We start from the raw sequence: 17,027 nt of genomic DNA, 5'->3' as shown, positions 1-17,027 counted from the left end.
AGCGCAAGGTTACAGATTCCCCCGGATGATTTTATCGGCGGCTTTCTGGGCAAGTTCCACTTCTTTTCCATAAAGCGTGGTGGCATAACTGGGGTCCGTGAGGACGACCTCGGTGGTCAGCGGTTGAAATTCGTCATGGCGACTCGTGTCGATTTTGACCTTGACGGACATCCCGGGTCGTAAGGGATGTCCGGTCAGTTCGGACCTGGACAGACTAATTCGGACAGGAATCCGTTCGACGATATGGATGTAGTTGCCCGTTGCATTATTGGGGGGAAAAAGGCTGAACGTGCTGCCTCCCGAAGGGTCCAGGCCGAGGACTTTCCCGTGGTAGGTATGCTCCTTGCCGTAGGTATGGGAGACGATCTCGACGGTTTCTCCGGTTCGCACATCGGCGAGCCTGGTTTCCTTGATATTGGCGGTGATCCACAGGTCATCCAGCGGAACGATTGCCATGAGTTTCTGTCCGGTCCTGATCTGCTCCCCGGCCTGAACCTGCCGGTTGCTGATGTAACCCTCCACCGGTGAGTAAATATTGGCGCGTTGATTCTCGATGTGGGCCTCCATGAACTCGGCCTTGGCCTTGGCCACGAAGGGGTTATCCAGCCTCGAGGTGCCCGTCACCAGAGCCTGGGCCTTGAGTAATTGGGCCGCCGCCTTGTCGAGAGTCCGGTTCAATTCATCCAGTTCGTCCTGAGTATCCGAAACCAGTTGGGCGGATACGGCCCCGGAGGGCTCGGCGCTGCGGTAGCGGGCGAGATCATGGGTCAAGCGCTCCCGTTTGGCTTGCAAGGCAGCGATTTCGGCCCGTTCCATTTCGACCTGATGGAACAGGCCACTGGTGGAACGGACGGCCTGTGCCAAAGACGATTCTGCCTTCAGTAAACGGAGTTGAGACAGATTGTGTTCTTCCTTGATCAGTAACTGTCCCCGGTGAACCGGCAGGGTATCCTCCACCAGGACATCGGAAACGATGCCGGTGGTCAGGGCCTGCACCGGAATGATGTTGCCGGTGACATAGGCATCATCGCTTTCCACCACGGGGCGCAGAAACAGGTACCAGTAAGACAGCAGGGAGAACAGGGCGATGCCGCTGAGTATTCCTACGCCGCGCAGTCGATGATGGCGGATTCGGGAGTGTTTGACCGGACCCGTTTTCATGACGCCCACCCTCCGAATCCTCCCCCAAGGGCCGTGGCTGTGTCCGTGATACTGTTCAGCCAATCCAGACTCTCTTCGGTTTTTTTCATTTGTTCACTCTCCAAACGGATCAAGGCATCGAGATAGGGTAATTTTCCTGAAATTCCTGCGCCGAATTTTTCCTGGTCGATCTCTGTTTCTGCGGTTCTGGCAGTGACCGCGGCGGAAATTTCTTCAAGACGTTCACGGCGATGTTTCATGGTCGACAGACCGTCGGCAATTTCGCGTACGGCCACCAGCAAGGCATGGTTGTAGGCATCGATGGCACTGTTTCGGGCCGCTTCCGTCGCGTGCAATTGTCCCTCCAGAGCCCCTCCCTCAAAGATGGGCAAGTCAAAGGCCGGACCGTAGGCATAGGTTCCTCCGGCAGGGGTCACCAGATCGGAAATGCCGATACTGTTGAATCCCATCAGACCAACCAGATTGATATTGGGGTAAAAGGCGGCCCGTGCTGCTTTTTCCAGATGTTGGTTGCGTTTGACGTTCCATAGGGCGGCCTGCACATCCGGGCGCTGGGAAACGAGGTTCAGATCCACCCGGGCCGGAAGAGGGAATTGGTCCGGCCTCGACGGGACGGTTGGCGTCAGGGTGTCTTCGGGGCTTTTTCCGATCAATTCATAGAGCGCATAATTCAGGGAGGAAAGTTGACGCTGCAACTTTTCCAGTTCGTTCCGGGCTTCATGCCATTGGGTCTGACTGGTCAGCACGGGCGGTCTGGGTCCGATGCCCGTCTGAAACGAGGTGTCGAGAAGTTTCATCCTTTCTTCGCTCAACTGGACGATGCGGGTTTGTCGTTCGACCAGTTCCTTGGCGCTGTGCAGGGCAAAATAGGTTTTGATGACGGCGGAACTCAGCATCAGGGCGCTTTCCCTGTACCTGGCCCGGGTGATTTCTTCCGAGGCTTCGGAAGCCTGGATCAGAGCGTCATCGCGGCCCCATAAATCCAGGTCGTAGTTGACCATGAGGGGAAACAGGGTCGCCAGATTGGCGGTGACCCCGCTGTACGGTTCGGTGGGCCCATTGCGCGAGATGCGCGTATGGATGATGGCCCCCCCGGAATTGACGTGGGGGTAAAGCAGCGACTTGGATTTGAATACCAGGGCCTGGGCTTCCAGGAGGCGATTGCGCGCTTCGTCCAGGCCGGGATTATGCGCCAGCGCTTGTGCCACCAGCCGGTCGAGCGCAGGGTTGTGGAAGGATTCCCACCATTTGTCCGGAAGTGCGACATTTTCCTGGGGCTGCACGGCGGCATTGGCCTTCGTGAGCGCAGTGGGGACGGAGACCCCGCCCAGGACGGGGACGCTCGGGCTGACGGCAGGGACGCAACCCGCCAACGAACAGGCAAGTAGAAACGACAGACGTCTCATGGCTCTTCTCCAAGATTTTCGAGAATGATCAGGTCCGGATCGGGGAGGTGTGTCCGGGGCGGCGTCAGGAACCAGACGAGACAGGAAAAGAGCAGGGTGCCCCACGCCAGTAACTGAAAAAAGTCGTTGAAGGTCAAAAGGCCTGCCACTCTTTCCAGTTCGGTATGCGCCGTATGGGAGTCGATCGGCGAAAACGACAAAAAACGCAAGGAATTGGAAGGATCAGGGGTGGTGAAAAGATTCCATTGATGGGCTTGCAGGCGATCCCAACCGATATCCGAGAAAGTGATGGCCAAACCGGCGCCGATGTTTCTTGCCCCGTTGAGCAGATCGAGCGCGTTCAATTGCTGGCTCTTCGGTACATGGCCCAGGGCGAGGGTCGTCATGGACGAAAAGAAGGGGCCGATCGCGGCGCCCAGGAGAAGTTGGGGGAGAAGCAGTAATTCCCAGGTTGCGGGGCGCAGATAACTGGAAATCCACCAAAAATTCAAGGCGATGGCCAGAAGGGACAGACTGGCCGGAATTCTTGGGTCCCAGCCGTTCTGGATGCGGTTCTGGGTCAGCAGGCTGAAGGGTTTGGAAAATATGAATAGAGGCAGGAACAACAGTCCCACATGCCAGGCGGTATAGCCCTCCACCAACTGGAACCGGATGATGTACTGGACGATGCCCCCCTGCAGGAGCATGAAGGAGAGACAGAACAGGAGGGTGCCTGCACCAAAGTTGCGATGGGAAAAAAGGGAAAAGGAGAACAGGGGATTCTCGCTGCGGGCATTCCGAATCTGGAACAAGGCGAAACCGGTGAGCGTGAGGAACAGCATTCCCCATAACTCCTGAAAACGACTGGAAAGATCGCTCAGCAGACCGACATCGAAGAACTCCTGCAACATCAGGGCAGAGGCGAAAAACAGCCCAAAGGTCAGACTCTGGTCGAGGATGGGATAGGATCGGTCGATCACATCTTCCCAGTCGGCCAGCAACCCCCAGAGAATTCCGGCGATCAGGAGCGAAATCAGGAAGGAGGCGAAGAACAGCAACCGCCAATCTCCCAGTACGTAAGCGAACCAGCCGCCCAGCGCAGGTCCGACGGAAAAAGGGATGAATACCGCCAATCCCCAGAGGGCGGTGGCGGTGGGCTGGCGTTCGGTCTTGTAATATTCCAGGAGCAGAAAGAAGGAAGGAATGATGCCCAGCCCGGCGGCAAAGCCCTGAACGACCCGGAAACTGGTGAACAGGATCAGATTGTGGACGACGAACAGGGCCCCCAGGCTGGCAAAGGAAAACAGGAGAAAGGACGCAATGACGGTGACCTTGGGACCGAATCGTTTCATCAATGGGCGCGCGAAGAGGAAGGCGCATCCCAGCGCGGTAAAGTAATCACTCTGTCCCCATACCACGTAGGGTAGTCCTTCATCCATCGAACCGGTGACATAGGGCAGCATGGGTAGATACGCGCCCGCGTTGAGCAGGACCAGAAAATGTCCGATGCCCAGGGTGAGGTTGAACAGGACGAACTGGGCGGGGGTGAGGAACCGCGAATAACCGGAAATTTTGAACATGAAGAAGGGGCCTAGCGTTGTCCTTGGGTGACTGCCCAGACGGCCGCTTCAAGGCGTGAATGGAAGTTGAGTTTCTTGAGGAGGTTGCGAATATGGACTTTGACCGTGCTTTCCATGATGCCCAACTCGCGGGCGATCAACTTGTTGGACAGGCCCTGTGCCAAACACTGGACGATGCTGTCCTCCCGTTCGGTCAGGGCGGACGGTTGGCGCAATGTTTTCATCGAATCATCGCGCAAGGCAATGGCCAGGCAATGGGTCAACGTATCGCTGATGACGGTACGGCCGAACATGACTTCATTCAGGTGTCCGATCATCTGTTCGGGATCCGTGTCCTTCAGCAGGTACCCCTCTGCGCCGGCCCGAATGGCGGTCACCAGATCCTGGGGGTCGTCAGATACCGTGAGAATGACGATCTTGGTGTCCAACTCGGCCCCTTGCAGATGCTGGAGTGTCGCGATGCCGTCCAATCCTTTCTTCATATTGAGATCCAGCAGGATCAGATCCGGTTTCAGTTCCAGGGCCTGAACGATGCCGTCGTCGCCGGTATCGGCTTCGCCCACGGTCTTGAAATGAGGCGTGCTGGCCAGCAACTGGAGGACCCCGCGGCGAAACAGCGGATGATCGTCGATGACCAGAACGCGAATCTCATGCGGGGGGAGGGGGGGCGGTGGCAAGAGAACCTCAGCGGGCGGCGTAAGGGGTTTGGGCAATGAAGGTCAGGGTAATGCGCGCGCCGCCGTCAGGGCGGGTATCGAAGGTCAGCACCCCGTTCAGGAAGGCAGCGCGTTCACGCATGATCGTCAGGCCGAAATGTCCCCCGGAAGGGGCCGTTGCCGGCCATCCCTGGCCATTGTCTTCGATGCAGAGTTCCACCTGACGCAGACTGTTGGCTTCCAGCGTGACCCGTGCCCAGGTGGCTTTGGCGTGGCGTTCAATGTTGATGAGGGCCTCGCGGATCAGACGCATCAGGTGAATTTCCTCGTTGGCCCCCAATTCCAGGTTGTTCATGCGCTGCTCCAGAAGGATCTCGAAACCACAGCGCCGTTTGGCTTCCTGAACGACACTGGTCAGTTCTTCGGTGAAGGGCGTCTGACCCGGCGTGAGGCGGAACGTGGTCAGAAGTTCGCGTAATTCCCGATAGGCACTGTTGAGGCCGGTCTTGAGTTCCTCCACGGTGGCCTGCAGTTCGGGCGAGGCCTTCGGTTCCAGACGGGTTTGCAGGAGCGAAACCTGGATTTTCAGGTAGGAGAGCGACTGGGCCAGGGAATCATGTAGTTCACGGGCGATGACGGCCCGTTCCTCGTATACGGCCAGACGATGGCGTTCTTCGGTGCGTCGCGCGTTGGCCAGGGCCGTGGCGACATGGCCGGCCAGAGTCTGCAGGATCTGGGCTTGCCAGGTTTTCAGGGTGTTTCCCTCCCGGATCTGGAAAGGCATGACCCCCTGCCATTGTCCGCCGCCTGTCAGAGGAATGCTGACCAGATGGATCGTACCCACGCGATGTTCGCTGACGGCCGTGGGAGGGCGACCGGCGCCGAAACAGATGGAACAGCCCAGGGATTCACACAGTGCGGCCCGCTCGATTTCGGGTAAGGTGGTGGCGAGGGGGTAAGCGCGGCTGTCCTCTTCACGGCGTACGCAGACGATGCCCGGTCCCAGTTCCAGGGCTCGCTCCACGTCGACGAGCATCTCCAGAAGAATTTCCTGGGTCAGGTCCTGTTCGGTCAGCCGGGTTGCCGTGCGATAGAGCAGTTGCAGAAGATGGTTGCTGTGTTGCAGTTCACGGGTTTTTTCCGCGACCCGCTGTTCAAGCCCCTCATACAAGACCGAGAGTCTCTCCACCATGGCATTGAACGCGGTGCCGACTTCGCCCAGTTCATTGTTGGGCTGGGGCGAGACGCGTACCGAAAACTGTCCGTTCTGGACAGCCTGGGCAGAACGCAGGAGGACCTTGAGGGGGACGAAGAAATCCCGCTGGAGATGAAGGACGATGGACAGGGTCAGCAGCAATGCGCCCAACAGGGTGGCCCCCTGAACCCAGCGCAGGGTCTGGATGCGGGATTCCAGGTCTTGTTCCAGGCCGTTGGTCACCTGATCGATCAGGTGGGTGAAGGCCGGAAGTGCCTGATCCAGCCAGCGCTGGTTGACTGGATCGGGGGGAGCCTCGAGATGGGCGCGCAGGTCCGGCCATGCCTGAAGCAGCAAGCCCGGCCACGGGCTGTCGGCGAGAAGGAATCCGTCCTTAGTCAGTTGGGGCAGGGGCTTGAGCCGAACGTCGCATTCCCTCGTTTCCTCTTCCTGAACGGTGTGGTTGCCCGTGAGATGTGCCACCTCCAGGCGCCAGACCAGCATGCGCAGTTCGGCGGTGTGATTGAGGAGGCGTGCTTCACCGCTGCTGTGGATCGTCATGCGCCAGGCGCTGAGGACGCCGAGCAGGACCAGAAGGAAGAGTAACGCCAGGGAAAGAGCCAGACGCTGGCGCAACGATCCCAGACCTACCCGGCGACGCAAACCCAGGAGGCTCCAGGGACGTGCGGGAAGAAAGGACAGGGAGCGGGAAAACAGGTTCATGGGCAATTTTAACGCATCGTAAAGGTTATTCCAACCAAATGATTCACCGCATTTTCCGGTTTATTTCCCAGGGAGGGAATACCTCTTAGGAGGTAGAATGTTTCCGTCGACTACCCAATCATTGTCATACATCATGGCGCCATTTCTGCGATTATGACCCCGTGGTCGCGCGAGCCCTGCGAAGGGCGGCCCTGGAGTTTTCTTTAACGAACGACAACATTGAGGATCAATCATGAGTTTATACCAGCAACTGGGTGGAGAGGCTGCAGTCAATGCTGCCGTGGATATTTTTTACCGCAAGGTCCTGCAGGATGAGCGCATCAACCGTTTCTTCAGCGGAGTGGACATGGAAAAACAGGCAGCCAAACAAAAGGCTTTCCTGACCATGGCGTTTGGAGGGCCCAACAATTACACGGGCGCAGATATGCGTCGGGGGCATGCCCATCTGGTGGCGCAGGGGTTGAACGACAGCCATTTCGACGCCGTGGTGGAGGATTTGGGCGCTACCCTCAAGGAATTGGGGGTGTCCGACGCCTTGATTGCACAGGTGGCGGCAGTGGCTGAAACCACGCGCAACGATGTGCTGGGGAAATAACTTTTTTCCTTTTCGTTCCGGTCGGTGAGTTTTGTCCCCGTGGAGAGCCATTTCCACGGGGCTTTTTTATGCGAGGCGAGCATGACGATCATTCGGTTTCAGGGGCAGGATTTCGTGTACGAGGCGCCCCGGACGGTGCTGGAAAGTTTGGCCGAACACGGGGTGGAAATTCCCTCGGGTTGTCGGGCCGGTGTTTGCCAATCCTGTCTGATGCGGTGTCTGGAGGGAGAGGTCCCCGCCGGGGCCCAGGAAGGTTTGAAACCCGCTTTGGTGGCGCAAAAGTATTTCCTGGCCTGCCGGGCTCGTCCTTCATCGGACCTGACGGTGGCGCTGGCCGACGCGGAGGGCTTGCGTCAGAAAGCACGGGTCCTTGCCGTGGAGTCCCTGAATCAGGATATCGTGGCGCTGCGCCTCAAACCGGAACGCCCTCTGGACTATCGGGCCGGGCAATATCTGCGTTTATACCGTCAGGCGGACCTGTCGCGCTGTTATTCCCTGGCCAGCGTTCCCGAACTCGATGACTGGCTGGAATTGCACGTTCGCCGGATTCCGGAGGGGCGGGTCAGTACCTGGGTACACGATCAACTCCAGGTGGGTGAGCAGATCGAAATCGGGGATTCACTGGGACAGTGTTTTTATACCGCCGGACAGGAAGGACAGACCTTGCTGCTGCTCGGGACGGGGTCCGGCCTGGCCCCCCTTTATGGGATCGTGCGCGATGCCCTTGCCCAGGGGCATCTTGGGCCGATCTGGCTCTACCACGGCAGTTTCACGGTGGAGGGCCTCTATCATCAGGCTGACTTGCAGCGCCTGGCCGGGCAATTTCCCAATTTCCATTATGTTCCCTGCGTGGATCGTGCCAGCCCGGAAGCACAGTCGTTGAATGCCCGGGTGGGGACCGTGCTTGAAGCCGCCGTGAATGATCACCGGGGATTTACGCGCCATCGTGTCTTTCTTTGCGGTCATCCGGACATGGTCAAGGAGGCGCGCCTCAAGATTTTTCTGGGCGGGGCATCCATGGCGGAGATTCATGCGGATCCTTTCCTGCCTTCGGGTACATGACCAAGTGGAAGCGGGGGAGGAAATGGTGATCACACGCCGCGGCCAACCTGATGAATGTCCACGCCAGTCGAGGCATCAAATAACGTCTGGGCGCATTACGGCGTCGCAAGGGGCAGAGAAAGGGAACTCCGGTCCGGCATCGATGCGACCGGGGTTGCCTGGGAGGCCGGGATCTCCAGTTCCACGGACTGCGCCCTGCAGGACAGGACGCCCGCCGTCTGCAAGGGTAAGGGTACCGGCTGGAAATCCGGGCGCCGCGCCCGCAAGACAAGCAGGTCCGGGTGTTCTCCGGCCTTTTGCAGCCACTGTCCCCATGCCTGGGACGTGGTCCAGCCTACCATCCCGTTGTGCGGAAGGGGTCGAGCGGACTCGGGGGGATGCAGCACGAGTTCCGGGAAGCGTTGATGCCGTGCAAATTGTTCCGGGCCGGTCACCACCAGGACCAGGGATGCTCCCCGGGCCAGGGCATGATCGATCCGGTCCGCCTCTTTCGGGTCCAGGGATTGACCTGCCGAAGCCAGGGCCTGCGCCGAGTCCACCAGGACATCGTCGGGCAAACGGGAATTTCCGGCCACCAGGATGACGGTTTTTCCCGTCAGGTCCTGAGCGCCGAAATCATCGATGCCCAAGGCCGGGATCCATCGTCCATACCCCGCAAACAGCCAGGGCGAATCCACCAACGTGTGTTCTCCCTGTGGCTGCCGGCAGGACACCACCAAGTCATCGTTCAATTTCACGGGCAGCGTCTTATGGTGGGTAATCCAGGTCATTTGCCCGGTTCCGCGCAGTTGGTCCACCGTCAGGTACAGGGTTTCCGGCATTTTATGCGCGCAAGCGCGGAGCCAGCGAATTTCCTCGCCACGATCGGGTATCTCCGCCACGGGCCCCGGCGTTTCTGCACAGCCTGCCATGACAAGCATGAACGCCCCCTGTATCACCGCTGCCAGACGCATCGTTTATCCCTCCCGCCGATCGTGTCCGGGCCATTATGGCGTACGGATTACCCCCCAACTGCGTTAGAATGGGCACCAATTTTTTCTATTTGTCGGAACCTCCTGTCATGCGCGCCAGCCAACTGTTTATCCCTACCCTCAAGGAAGCCCCTGCCGAAGCCGAACTGATCAGTCACCAACTGATGTTGCGGGCGGGTCTGATCCGGCGCCTGGGCAGCGGGCTCTATACCTGGATGCCCCTGGGGTTGCGCGTGTTGCGCCGGGTGGAGGCGGTGGTGCGGGAAGAAATGGACCGGAGCGGCGCCCAGGAAGTGTTGATGCCTGCCATCATCCCTGCCGAGTTATGGCAGGAAACAGGCCGCTGGGACAAGTTTGGCCCCCAGATGCTGAAAATGAAGGATCGTCACGAGCGGGATTTCTGTTTCGGTCCCACCCACGAAGAAGTGATCAGTGACATTGCACGCCGGGAGATTCGCAGTTATCGGCAACTTCCCGTGAATTTCTACCAGATCCAGACCAAGTTTCGCGACGAGATTCGCCCCCGTTTCGGGGTCATGCGTGCCCGCGAATTCGTCATGAAGGATGCCTATTCCTTTCATGCCGATCGCGCCAGCCTGGAATCCACGTATGCCCTCATGGTTCAGACCTATCAACGGATCTTCACCCGCCTGGGCCTGGAATTTCGTGCGGTCTCTGCCGACACCGGAGCCATTGGGGGGTATGCCTCCCAGGAGTTCCATGTCCTGGCGGATTCCGGTGAAGATGCCCTGGCCTTCTGCCCTCATTCCGATTACGCGGCCAACGTGGAGCTGGCCGAGGCGCTGGCTCCCACGATTCCTCGTCCCGCGCCCTCCGCGCCCCTGACCACGGTGTCCACCCCCGGCATCACGACTTGTGAGGCCGTGGCGAAGGCCCTGAATCTGCCTCTCGACCGGATCGTGAAATCCCTGCTGGTCATGGATGACGAACAACACCCGCACCTGCTGCTTCTGCGCGGGGATCATATCCTCAACGAAGTTAAAACCGAAAAACTCCTGGGTTCGTTCCGTTTGGCATCGGACTCTGAAATCATCCAGTGGCTGGGCCCCGTCAAAGGTTTTGTCGGTCCCGTCGGTCTGCCTGCTGGCATCACCCTGTGGGCGGATCGGGCCGTGCCTGTTCTGGCCGACTTTGCCTGTGGCGCCAACCAGCCCGACGCCCACTTCATCCAGGTCAATTTCGGTCGGGACCTGCCTGAACCGGAGCGGGTAGTGGACCTGCGCAACGTGGTTGCTGGCGACCCCTCTCCCGATGGCCGGGGCTTCCTCGAATTGGCTCGGGGGATCGAGGTCGGACACGTTTTCCAGTTGGGGGCCCGGTATAGTGAGGCCATGGGGGTCAACTATCTGGACGAAGAAGGCCGTTCCCGGGTAGTGGAAATGGGGTGTTACGGCATCGGGGTCAGTCGCATCGTGGCGGCAGCCATCGAGCAACACCATGATGCGCGGGGGATTTGTTTTCCCCCGGCGCTGGCCCCTTTCCAGATCAGCCTGATTGCCCTGGGCCCGAGCAAGAGCCCCCTGGTGCGGGACACGGCAGAACGCCTCTATGCCGACTTGCGGGCGGCGGGGGTGGAGGTGCTCTTTGACGACCGTGACGAACGCCTGGGCGTCATGCTCGCCGACCAGGAATTGATGGGGATTCCCTGGCGCATCGTGGTCGGCGAACGCAACCTGAAAAATGGGTGTGTGGAAATTCAGGGCCGGCTCGAAACCAGTGCCCGCCTGGTCTCTGCCGAAACTGTCGTTGCGCTGGTGTCCGCACAGGTCGACCGGAGATAGGAAAAGTTTTTTCCGGATCGGATGGTTCCCTTGACAGGGGTTCTGGCTTTTTCGTAGAATCAACCCATGAACTCAAATTTCACTTCCGCTCTTCTTTTCTGCACGGGATCCCTCCTGCTGCTGCGCCTTGCGCGCTAAAATCCTTCTTCTTCCATCGTTGTGTATCGATCCCCCTCTCCTGAGGGGTTCTCCGCCATGAATGAAAGTCTCTGGACTTTCAAGGACGAGACCATGAATACTGTAAAAATTTTTGATACGACCCTGCGCGATGGCGAACAAAGCCCCGGCGCCTCCATGACCCGTGAAGAAAAGGTCCGCATTGCCCGCCAGTTGGAGCGCTTGCGTGTGGACGTGATCGAGGCGGGCTTTCCTGCGGCCAGTCCCGGCGACTTCGAGGCCGTCAAGGCGGTGGCCGGCGCGATTCGGGAAAGCACTGTCTGCGGATTGGCCCGTGCCCAGGAAAAGGATATCCGCAGCGCGGCAGAAGCCCTGGCCCCCGCTCCTTCAAAACGTATTCATACTTTTATCGCCACCTCTCCCGTGCACATGGAACGCAAGTTGCGCATGACCCCGGAGCAGGTGCTTGGGCATGCGGTGTCGGCCGTGACGCTGGCCCGACAGTTCACGGATGATGTGGAGTTTTCCTGCGAGGATGCGGTCCGTTCCGAACCGGACTTCCTGTGTCGGGTGATCGAGGCGACGATCCGGGCGGGAGCCCGCACCATCAATATCCCGGATACCGTGGGCTATGCCATTCCCTTTCAGTATGGGGCGCTCATTGCCGACTTGATGAACCGCATTCCCAATGCCGACCAGGCGGTTTTTTCGGTGCATTGTCACAATGATCTCGGTTTGGCCGTCGCCAATTCGCTGGCTGCCGTGCTGGCGGGGGCCCGGCAGGTGGAATGCACGATCAACGGACTGGGGGAGCGCGCCGGGAATGCCGCCCTGGAAGAGATCGTCATGGCGTTGCGCACGCGCCAGGATGTATTCGGCTTGACCACGCGCATCGATACCACCCAGATCGTCCCGGCCAGTCGTCTGGTCTCCACCATCACCGGTTTTCCGGTGCAACCCAACAAGGCCGTGGTGGGGGCCAATGCCTTTGCGCACGAATCCGGGATTCATCAGGATGGAGTCCTCAAGCATCGGGAAACCTACGAGATCATGAGTGCCGAGGAAGTGGGTTGGAAAGCCAACAAGTTGGTGCTGGGCAAACATTCGGGACGCAATGCCTTTCGTACCCGCTTGCAGGAGTTGGGCATCGTGCTGGATTCGGAGGCTGCGCTCAATGCCGCCTTCCAGCGTTTCAAGGTGCTGGCCGACAAGAAGCATGAGATTTTCGATGAAGATCTTCAGGCCCTGGTGGGGGAAGAAGTCGGAGAAGGCCAGAATGATCACTACGGACTGGTTTCCCTGATGGCGCATAGCGAAACGGGGGAGTCCCCCCGGGCCCGCCTGGTTTTGACCCTGGGAGGAGACGAACGGACCACGGAGGCGGAGGGGAGCGGCCCGGTGGATGCTTCTTTCAAGGCCATCGAGCAGGTGGCGCAAAGTGGTGCCGAGTTGCAACTCTATTCGGTCAACAACATTACCAGCGGCACCGAATCCCAGGGGGAAGTGACCGTCCGGCTGGCTCTGGATGGGCGCATCGTCAACGGGCTGGGGGCGGACACGGACATCGTGGTGGCCTCTGCGCGGGCCTATCTGAATGCCTTGAACAAACTGCAGGTGCGCACGGAACGGGTCAATCCGCAAGTGTGAAGATCATGGGACGGGCCCTGTGGCAGTTCATGCTCATGGTGGGGCGAAAGTTTCAACAGGACCGCTGCATGCAATCGGCATCCAGCCTCACCACCACCACGCTTTTCGCGCTGGTGCCACTGATCACCTTCAGTATCGACATCTATTCTCTTTTCCCCGAATTTGGGCATTTCGGGAAGGTCGTGCGAGGGTTTCTGCTGGCCAATCTTCTGCCTGATGTGGCGGCCCGACTGGTCGCGGTTTATGCAACCCAGTTCTCCGGGCACGCTGCCCAATTGACCTATCTGGGGCTGGGTATGCTGATGGGGACGGTGTTTTCCCTGATCCTGACGGTGGATCACACCTTCAATGCCATCTGGGGAACGGCTCCTCGTCGTCCCCTGCACACCCGTCTGGCGATCTATGGGGGGTTGATCCTTCTGGGGCCCCTGCTTTTCGGGTTGGGGCTATGGGGGATGACGCTCCTGGTGCAGACGTCCATCGGGTGGGCCGGGAAGGGCGCACACCTGACTCATCTGGTGCTCAAGTGGCTGTCTTTTCTGGTCATGGCGGCAGGGTTGGCACTGGCCTTCTACAAGGTGCCCGATCACCCGGTGCGGCGTCGGCATGCCCTGTTTGGCGGCGTATTGGGTGCCTTGCTGTTTGAAATCATGAAAAATGGCTTCACCTGGTTTGTCGCCCACCTCTCCAGTTATACCCTGATCTACGGCGCCTTTGCCGCCTTCCCCATTTTTCTGGCGTGGATTCATCTGTCCTGGGCCGTGATCCTGTTTTCCGCGGTGCTGACGGCCTGCCTGCCCCAGTGGAAGGAAAAATCCTTTCCCAGGACGTTGAAAACGCATAAAAATTGATTTTAATCAAAGGTAAATCACGATTTCTTTCGTATCTTTGAACCATGCGCCGGACATGCTCAGGGGAGCGGTACCATCAGGGCGCAGACAACGAGATGAGGGGGGTGTGATGAGCGTTACTTGGATGGAAATCATTGGAATCGTAGGGCCAGCCGTTCTCGTTTTCATGCTGGACAATGCGGTATGGCATAAATAACTTTTGCTCCTGTCCCCCGGTGAGGGGAACCGAAAGAACGAGAGAGCCGGGAAATCCCGGCTCTCTCGTTTATGGGAGTGCGTTGCAGTTGTGCAACGCGATAAAGTTGCGTCATACTACGGGTATGAGACGATGAATCCTGCCTGGTAATTTTTCCTTATGATCCGGATAAAAAATACTTAGGGTTGCTTATACTGGATTCAGGATATCATCGACAGATAACCATAAATCCCTGGGGGGAGTCCTGTGTCTTTGGAATCTTCCGGGGGCCAAAATAATGCGGCAACGCTTGATTGACGGAGAAAACATACCATGCATCTGGGGCGCAAGACCTTATCCAAGTATTTGATCGAAAATGTCAGTGGCACCAAGGATGGGGCCGATCTGGCTGCCCTGCTGGTGGATGTGGCCGCTGCGGTGAAAGCCATTTCCGCCCTGAGTTCCAAGGGCGCGTTGGGCGGTGCGACGGGCAGCATGGATACCACCAATGTGCAGGGCGAGACCCAGAAGAAACTGGATGTCCTGTCCAACACGGCGTTCGTGAACACCTTTGAATTGGGCGGACTGGTGGCAGGAGTCGCTTCGGAAGAGATGGACGATCCCTTCCCCGTGCGCGCACCGCACAAGCGCGGTCCCTTCCTGGCGATTTTTGATCCGCTGGATGGCTCATCCAATATCGATGGGAATGTCTCGGTGGGTTCCATTTTTTCGATCCTGCGTGCGCCTGAAGGGAGAGAGCCCGAGGTGCAGGATTATCTCAAGCCCGGGACCGAACAGGTGGCGGCCGGGTATGCCCTGTATGGCCCGGCAACTCTGCTGGTCATCACGGTGGGCAAGGGAACCCATGGCTTTACCCTGGACCGGGAAGTGGGCAACTTCATCCTGACCCATCCGGATATCCAGATTCCGGCGGATACCAACGAATTTGCCATCAACACCTCCAACGAGCGTTTCTGGGAGCCCCCGGTCACCCGTTACATCAGCGAATGCAAGGCGGGTAAGACGGGCGTGCGCGAGCGCGATTTCAATATGCGCTGGATTGCTTCCATGGTGGCGGAAGTGCACCGTATCCTGATTCGCGGCGGGATCTTCCTGTACCCACGGGATACCAAGGAACCTGTGAAGCCCGGGCGTCTGCGGCTCCTGTACGAAGCCAACCCCATGAGCATGATCGTGGAGCAGGCGGGCGGGCTTTCCAGCACGGGCCGGGAACGCATCATGGAAGTGGTGCCCACCCAGATCCATCAGCGCATTGCGGTCATTCTGGGGTCCCGTCACGAGGTGGCCCGGGTGGTTCAGTATCACCAGGAGCACGACGAAGGAAAGGGAGAACCCTTTTCTTCCCCGCTGTTCAGCGAGCGTGGCCTGTTCCGGGCCTGAGAAACTTAGTAAAATAATTGCATAAAAGAGGTCATCGATCATGTCCCGCAAACACCCTATCATTGCCGTGACGGGCTCCTCCGGTGCTGGTACCACCACCGTGATGAACAGTTTCAAACATATTTTTCGCCGTGAAAAGATCACTGCCCAGTTGGTGGAGGGCGATTCCTTTCACCGTTACAATCGCGCAGAAATGAAAGCGCAGATGAAGGAACGGGAAGACAAGGGCAATCGCAATTTCAGCCACTTCGGTCCCGAGGCCAATCTCCTTGAAGAATTGGAGAACCTGTTCAAGACCTATGGTGCGACCGGGATGGGTAAAGTCCGCAAATATCTGCACGATGCCGGTGAAGCCGCTCCCTACAAGCAGGAACCGGGGACCTTCATCCCCTGGCAGGACATCGAGTCGGGGACCGACCTGATGTTCTACGAAGGGCTGCATGGCGGCTATGCCGACGACAAGGTCAATGTGGCGGCCCAGGTGGATCTGTTGGTGGGCGTGGTTCCCATCATCAATCTGGAGTGGATCCAGAAACTCCACCGGGATCAGAAATTGCGGGGCTATTCTCAGGAAGCCGTCATGGACGTGATCCTGCGCCGCATGCCCGATTACGTCAACCACATCTGTCCCCAGTTTTCGCGCACCCACGTCAACTTTCAGCGCGTGCCCACCGTGGATACCTCCAACCCCTTCATCGCCAATGACATTCCCAGTCCGGATGAAAGCATGGTGGTGATCCGTTTTTCTGATCCGCACGGCATCGATTTCCCTTATCTGCTGTCCATGTTGCACGATGCCATGATGACCCGTCCCAATACGCTGGTGGTTCCTGGCGGCAAGATGGGCCTGGCCATGCAATTGATCTTTACGCCCATGATTCTCAAGATGATGGATTACAAGCGCAAGGCTGCTTGCTGATGGGACAGGTTGCTCCCCTGCCGCGCCTGATCATGTTTGACCTGGACGGTACCCTGGTGGATACCGCCCTCGAGATTGCCTGCTCCGTGAATCAAACCCTGGACGAGGCGGGTTTTGACCCTTTGCCTGCGGCGTTGATCCGGGAGTGGATCGGCAAGGGCACCGCCTGGTTGTTTGCCACCGTGTTGCAACGGGTGACGGGGCAGGACGAGGAACGGGCGGCACAATTGTATGATCGGTACTACCCGCGCTTTCTGCAGGTCTATCATGACCTGACCGGAATTCACAGTCGGCCTTATCCCGGTGCGTCCGAGGCCCTGGAAGCCCTGCGTTCGGCGGGCTGCCAACTGGCCGTCGTGACCAACAAGGATCGGGACCTGTCCCAACGTTTGCTGGACAGCCAGGGGCTGGCCCAGGCCATCGACATTCTGGTGGGGGGCGGAGATACCCCGGAAGGAAAACCCAGCCCCCAGCCACTCCAGAAGGCCCTGGTCGATGCAGGGTTGGGCGCGCAGGACGCTCTTTTTGTGGGGGACTCCAGCAATGATGTCCAGGCTGCGCGTCGTGCCGGTGTAACAGTCTGGGCGTTCAACCATGGGTATAATCACGGGGAACCCATTGCTGCGGCCAACCCTGACCGCGTGCTGGACAGTTTTCCGGAACTGCTTCAACAGTTGGGGGTAGAACCCCCACTGGCTTCATTTTCCTTCTAACTCCATCCACATTCCGAGGATACATCATGGCTCTCATTTCCCTGCGTCAGTTGCTCGATCACGCCGCCGAACAC

General features: G+C 58.7%; 14 protein-coding genes. 8 read left to right on the top strand and 6 right to left on the bottom strand.

Annotated elements, in window-relative coordinates:
• Positions 1-9 precede the first annotated feature (9 nt).
• From M6F29_RS00970 to M6F29_RS00950, 5 genes are read right to left on the bottom strand one after another with little or no spacing between them, the layout of a single operon-like run.
• Positions 10-1,161 (bottom strand): HlyD family secretion protein, encoded by a 1,152-nt coding sequence (locus M6F29_RS00970; protein WP_298156669.1) that lies wholly within the window; start codon positions 1,159-1,161, stop codon positions 10-12.
• A complete protein-coding gene (locus M6F29_RS00965; RefSeq protein WP_298156666.1) occupies positions 1,158-2,567 on the bottom strand; it encodes an efflux transporter outer membrane subunit in 1,410 nt (469 codons plus the stop codon). The genes M6F29_RS00970 and M6F29_RS00965 overlap by 4 nt, the downstream gene beginning before the upstream one ends.
• The gene (locus tag M6F29_RS00960; RefSeq protein ID WP_298156664.1) at positions 2,564-4,126 is read right to left on the bottom strand and encodes an MFS transporter; all 1,563 of its coding nucleotides are present in this window, start codon (positions 4,124-4,126) and stop codon (positions 2,564-2,566) included. The genes M6F29_RS00965 and M6F29_RS00960 overlap by 4 nt, the downstream gene beginning before the upstream one ends.
• Positions 4,127-4,137: 11 nt before the next feature.
• Entirely contained in the window at positions 4,138-4,803 is a 666-nt protein-coding gene (gene narL / locus M6F29_RS00955) for a two-component system response regulator NarL (protein WP_298156661.1), read from the bottom strand.
• Between the two features lie 7 nt (positions 4,804-4,810).
• Positions 4,811-6,700 carry a histidine kinase gene (locus M6F29_RS00950; RefSeq protein ID WP_298156659.1) on the bottom strand — a complete coding sequence of 630 codons (1,890 nt, stop codon included), beginning with the start codon at positions 6,698-6,700 and terminating at the stop codon, positions 4,811-4,813.
• A gap of 232 nt (positions 6,701-6,932) precedes the next feature.
• On the opposite strand from M6F29_RS00950, the gene M6F29_RS00945 reads away from it, so the two are divergent.
• Together M6F29_RS00945 and M6F29_RS00940 are read left to right on the top strand one after the other, a co-directional pair.
• Positions 6,933-7,295, top strand: coding sequence for a group I truncated hemoglobin (locus M6F29_RS00945; RefSeq protein ID WP_297462330.1), 363 nt, complete (start codon positions 6,933-6,935; stop codon positions 7,293-7,295).
• Positions 7,296-7,376: 81 nt separating this feature from the next.
• Positions 7,377-8,357, top strand: a complete 981-nt coding sequence (locus M6F29_RS00940; protein ID WP_298156656.1) for a 2Fe-2S iron-sulfur cluster-binding protein — start codon at positions 7,377-7,379, stop codon at positions 8,355-8,357.
• A 95-nt stretch (positions 8,358-8,452) separates the two neighbouring features.
• On the opposite strand, the gene M6F29_RS00935 is transcribed toward M6F29_RS00940, so the two are convergent.
• A complete protein-coding gene (locus tag M6F29_RS00935; protein WP_298156654.1) occupies positions 8,453-9,310 on the bottom strand; it encodes a protease-associated domain-containing protein in 858 nt (285 codons plus the stop codon).
• 107 nt (positions 9,311-9,417) lie between these two features.
• Between M6F29_RS00935 and M6F29_RS00930 the strand changes: the two genes are divergently transcribed.
• The 6 genes from M6F29_RS00930 to M6F29_RS00905 all read left to right on the top strand — a co-directional run bounded on the left by M6F29_RS00930 (position 9,418) and on the right by M6F29_RS00905 (position 16,953).
• Entirely contained in the window at positions 9,418-11,130 is a 1,713-nt protein-coding gene (locus M6F29_RS00930) for a proline--tRNA ligase (RefSeq protein WP_298156651.1), read from the top strand.
• 231 nt (positions 11,131-11,361) lie between these two features.
• A complete protein-coding gene (locus M6F29_RS00925; RefSeq protein WP_298156648.1) occupies positions 11,362-12,894 on the top strand; it encodes a 2-isopropylmalate synthase in 1,533 nt (510 codons plus the stop codon).
• Positions 12,895-12,899: 5 nt separating this feature from the next.
• Entirely contained in the window at positions 12,900-13,745 is an 846-nt protein-coding gene (locus M6F29_RS00920; RefSeq protein WP_298156646.1) for a YihY family inner membrane protein, read from the top strand.
• A gap of 508 nt (positions 13,746-14,253) precedes the next feature.
• The gene (locus tag M6F29_RS00915; protein WP_297479714.1) at positions 14,254-15,321 is read left to right on the top strand and encodes a class 1 fructose-bisphosphatase; all 1,068 of its coding nucleotides are present in this window, start codon (positions 14,254-14,256) and stop codon (positions 15,319-15,321) included.
• A gap of 40 nt (positions 15,322-15,361) precedes the next feature.
• A complete protein-coding gene (locus M6F29_RS00910) occupies positions 15,362-16,240 on the top strand; it encodes a phosphoribulokinase (RefSeq protein WP_297479712.1) in 879 nt (292 codons plus the stop codon).
• Positions 16,240-16,953, top strand: a complete 714-nt coding sequence (locus M6F29_RS00905; protein ID WP_298156642.1) for an HAD-IA family hydrolase — start codon at positions 16,240-16,242, stop codon at positions 16,951-16,953. Before M6F29_RS00910 ends, M6F29_RS00905 begins: the two co-directional genes overlap by 1 nt.
• Positions 16,954-17,027 lie beyond the last annotated feature (74 nt).

Origin of the sequence: Ferrovum sp., from assembly GCF_027317285.1 — a bacterium.
GTDB lineage: Bacteria > Pseudomonadota > Gammaproteobacteria > Burkholderiales > Ferrovaceae > Ferrovum.
Note: the sequence above shows the minus strand (reverse complement) of the source record. Positions and strands in the feature narration are given on the sequence as shown.

What these genes read in the sequence shown, in the direction of transcription:
- M6F29_RS00915 (WP_297479714.1), top strand. Translation starts at nt 14,254, where the DNA reads ATGCATCTGGGGCGCAAGACCTTATCCAAGTATTTGATCGAAAATGTC.
- M6F29_RS00950 (WP_298156659.1), bottom strand. Translation starts at nt 6,700, where the DNA reads ATGAACCTGTTTTCCCGCTCCCTGTCCTTTCTTCCCGCACGTCCCTGG.
- M6F29_RS00930 (WP_298156651.1), top strand. Translation starts at nt 9,418, where the DNA reads ATGCGCGCCAGCCAACTGTTTATCCCTACCCTCAAGGAAGCCCCTGCC.
- M6F29_RS00925 (WP_298156648.1), top strand. Translation starts at nt 11,362, where the DNA reads ATGAATACTGTAAAAATTTTTGATACGACCCTGCGCGATGGCGAACAA.
- M6F29_RS00905 (WP_298156642.1), top strand. Translation starts at nt 16,240, where the DNA reads ATGGGACAGGTTGCTCCCCTGCCGCGCCTGATCATGTTTGACCTGGAC.
- M6F29_RS00910 (WP_297479712.1), top strand. Translation starts at nt 15,362, where the DNA reads ATGTCCCGCAAACACCCTATCATTGCCGTGACGGGCTCCTCCGGTGCT.
- M6F29_RS00940 (WP_298156656.1), top strand. Translation starts at nt 7,377, where the DNA reads ATGACGATCATTCGGTTTCAGGGGCAGGATTTCGTGTACGAGGCGCCC.
- M6F29_RS00945 (WP_297462330.1), top strand. Translation starts at nt 6,933, where the DNA reads ATGAGTTTATACCAGCAACTGGGTGGAGAGGCTGCAGTCAATGCTGCC.
- M6F29_RS00960 (WP_298156664.1), bottom strand. Translation starts at nt 4,126, where the DNA reads ATGTTCAAAATTTCCGGTTATTCGCGGTTCCTCACCCCCGCCCAGTTC.
- M6F29_RS00970 (WP_298156669.1), bottom strand. Translation starts at nt 1,161, where the DNA reads ATGAAAACGGGTCCGGTCAAACACTCCCGAATCCGCCATCATCGACTG.
- M6F29_RS00965 (WP_298156666.1), bottom strand. Translation starts at nt 2,567, where the DNA reads ATGAGACGTCTGTCGTTTCTACTTGCCTGTTCGTTGGCGGGTTGCGTC.
- M6F29_RS00920 (WP_298156646.1), top strand. Translation starts at nt 12,900, where the DNA reads ATGGGACGGGCCCTGTGGCAGTTCATGCTCATGGTGGGGCGAAAGTTT.
- M6F29_RS00935 (WP_298156654.1), bottom strand. Translation starts at nt 9,310, where the DNA reads ATGCGTCTGGCAGCGGTGATACAGGGGGCGTTCATGCTTGTCATGGCA.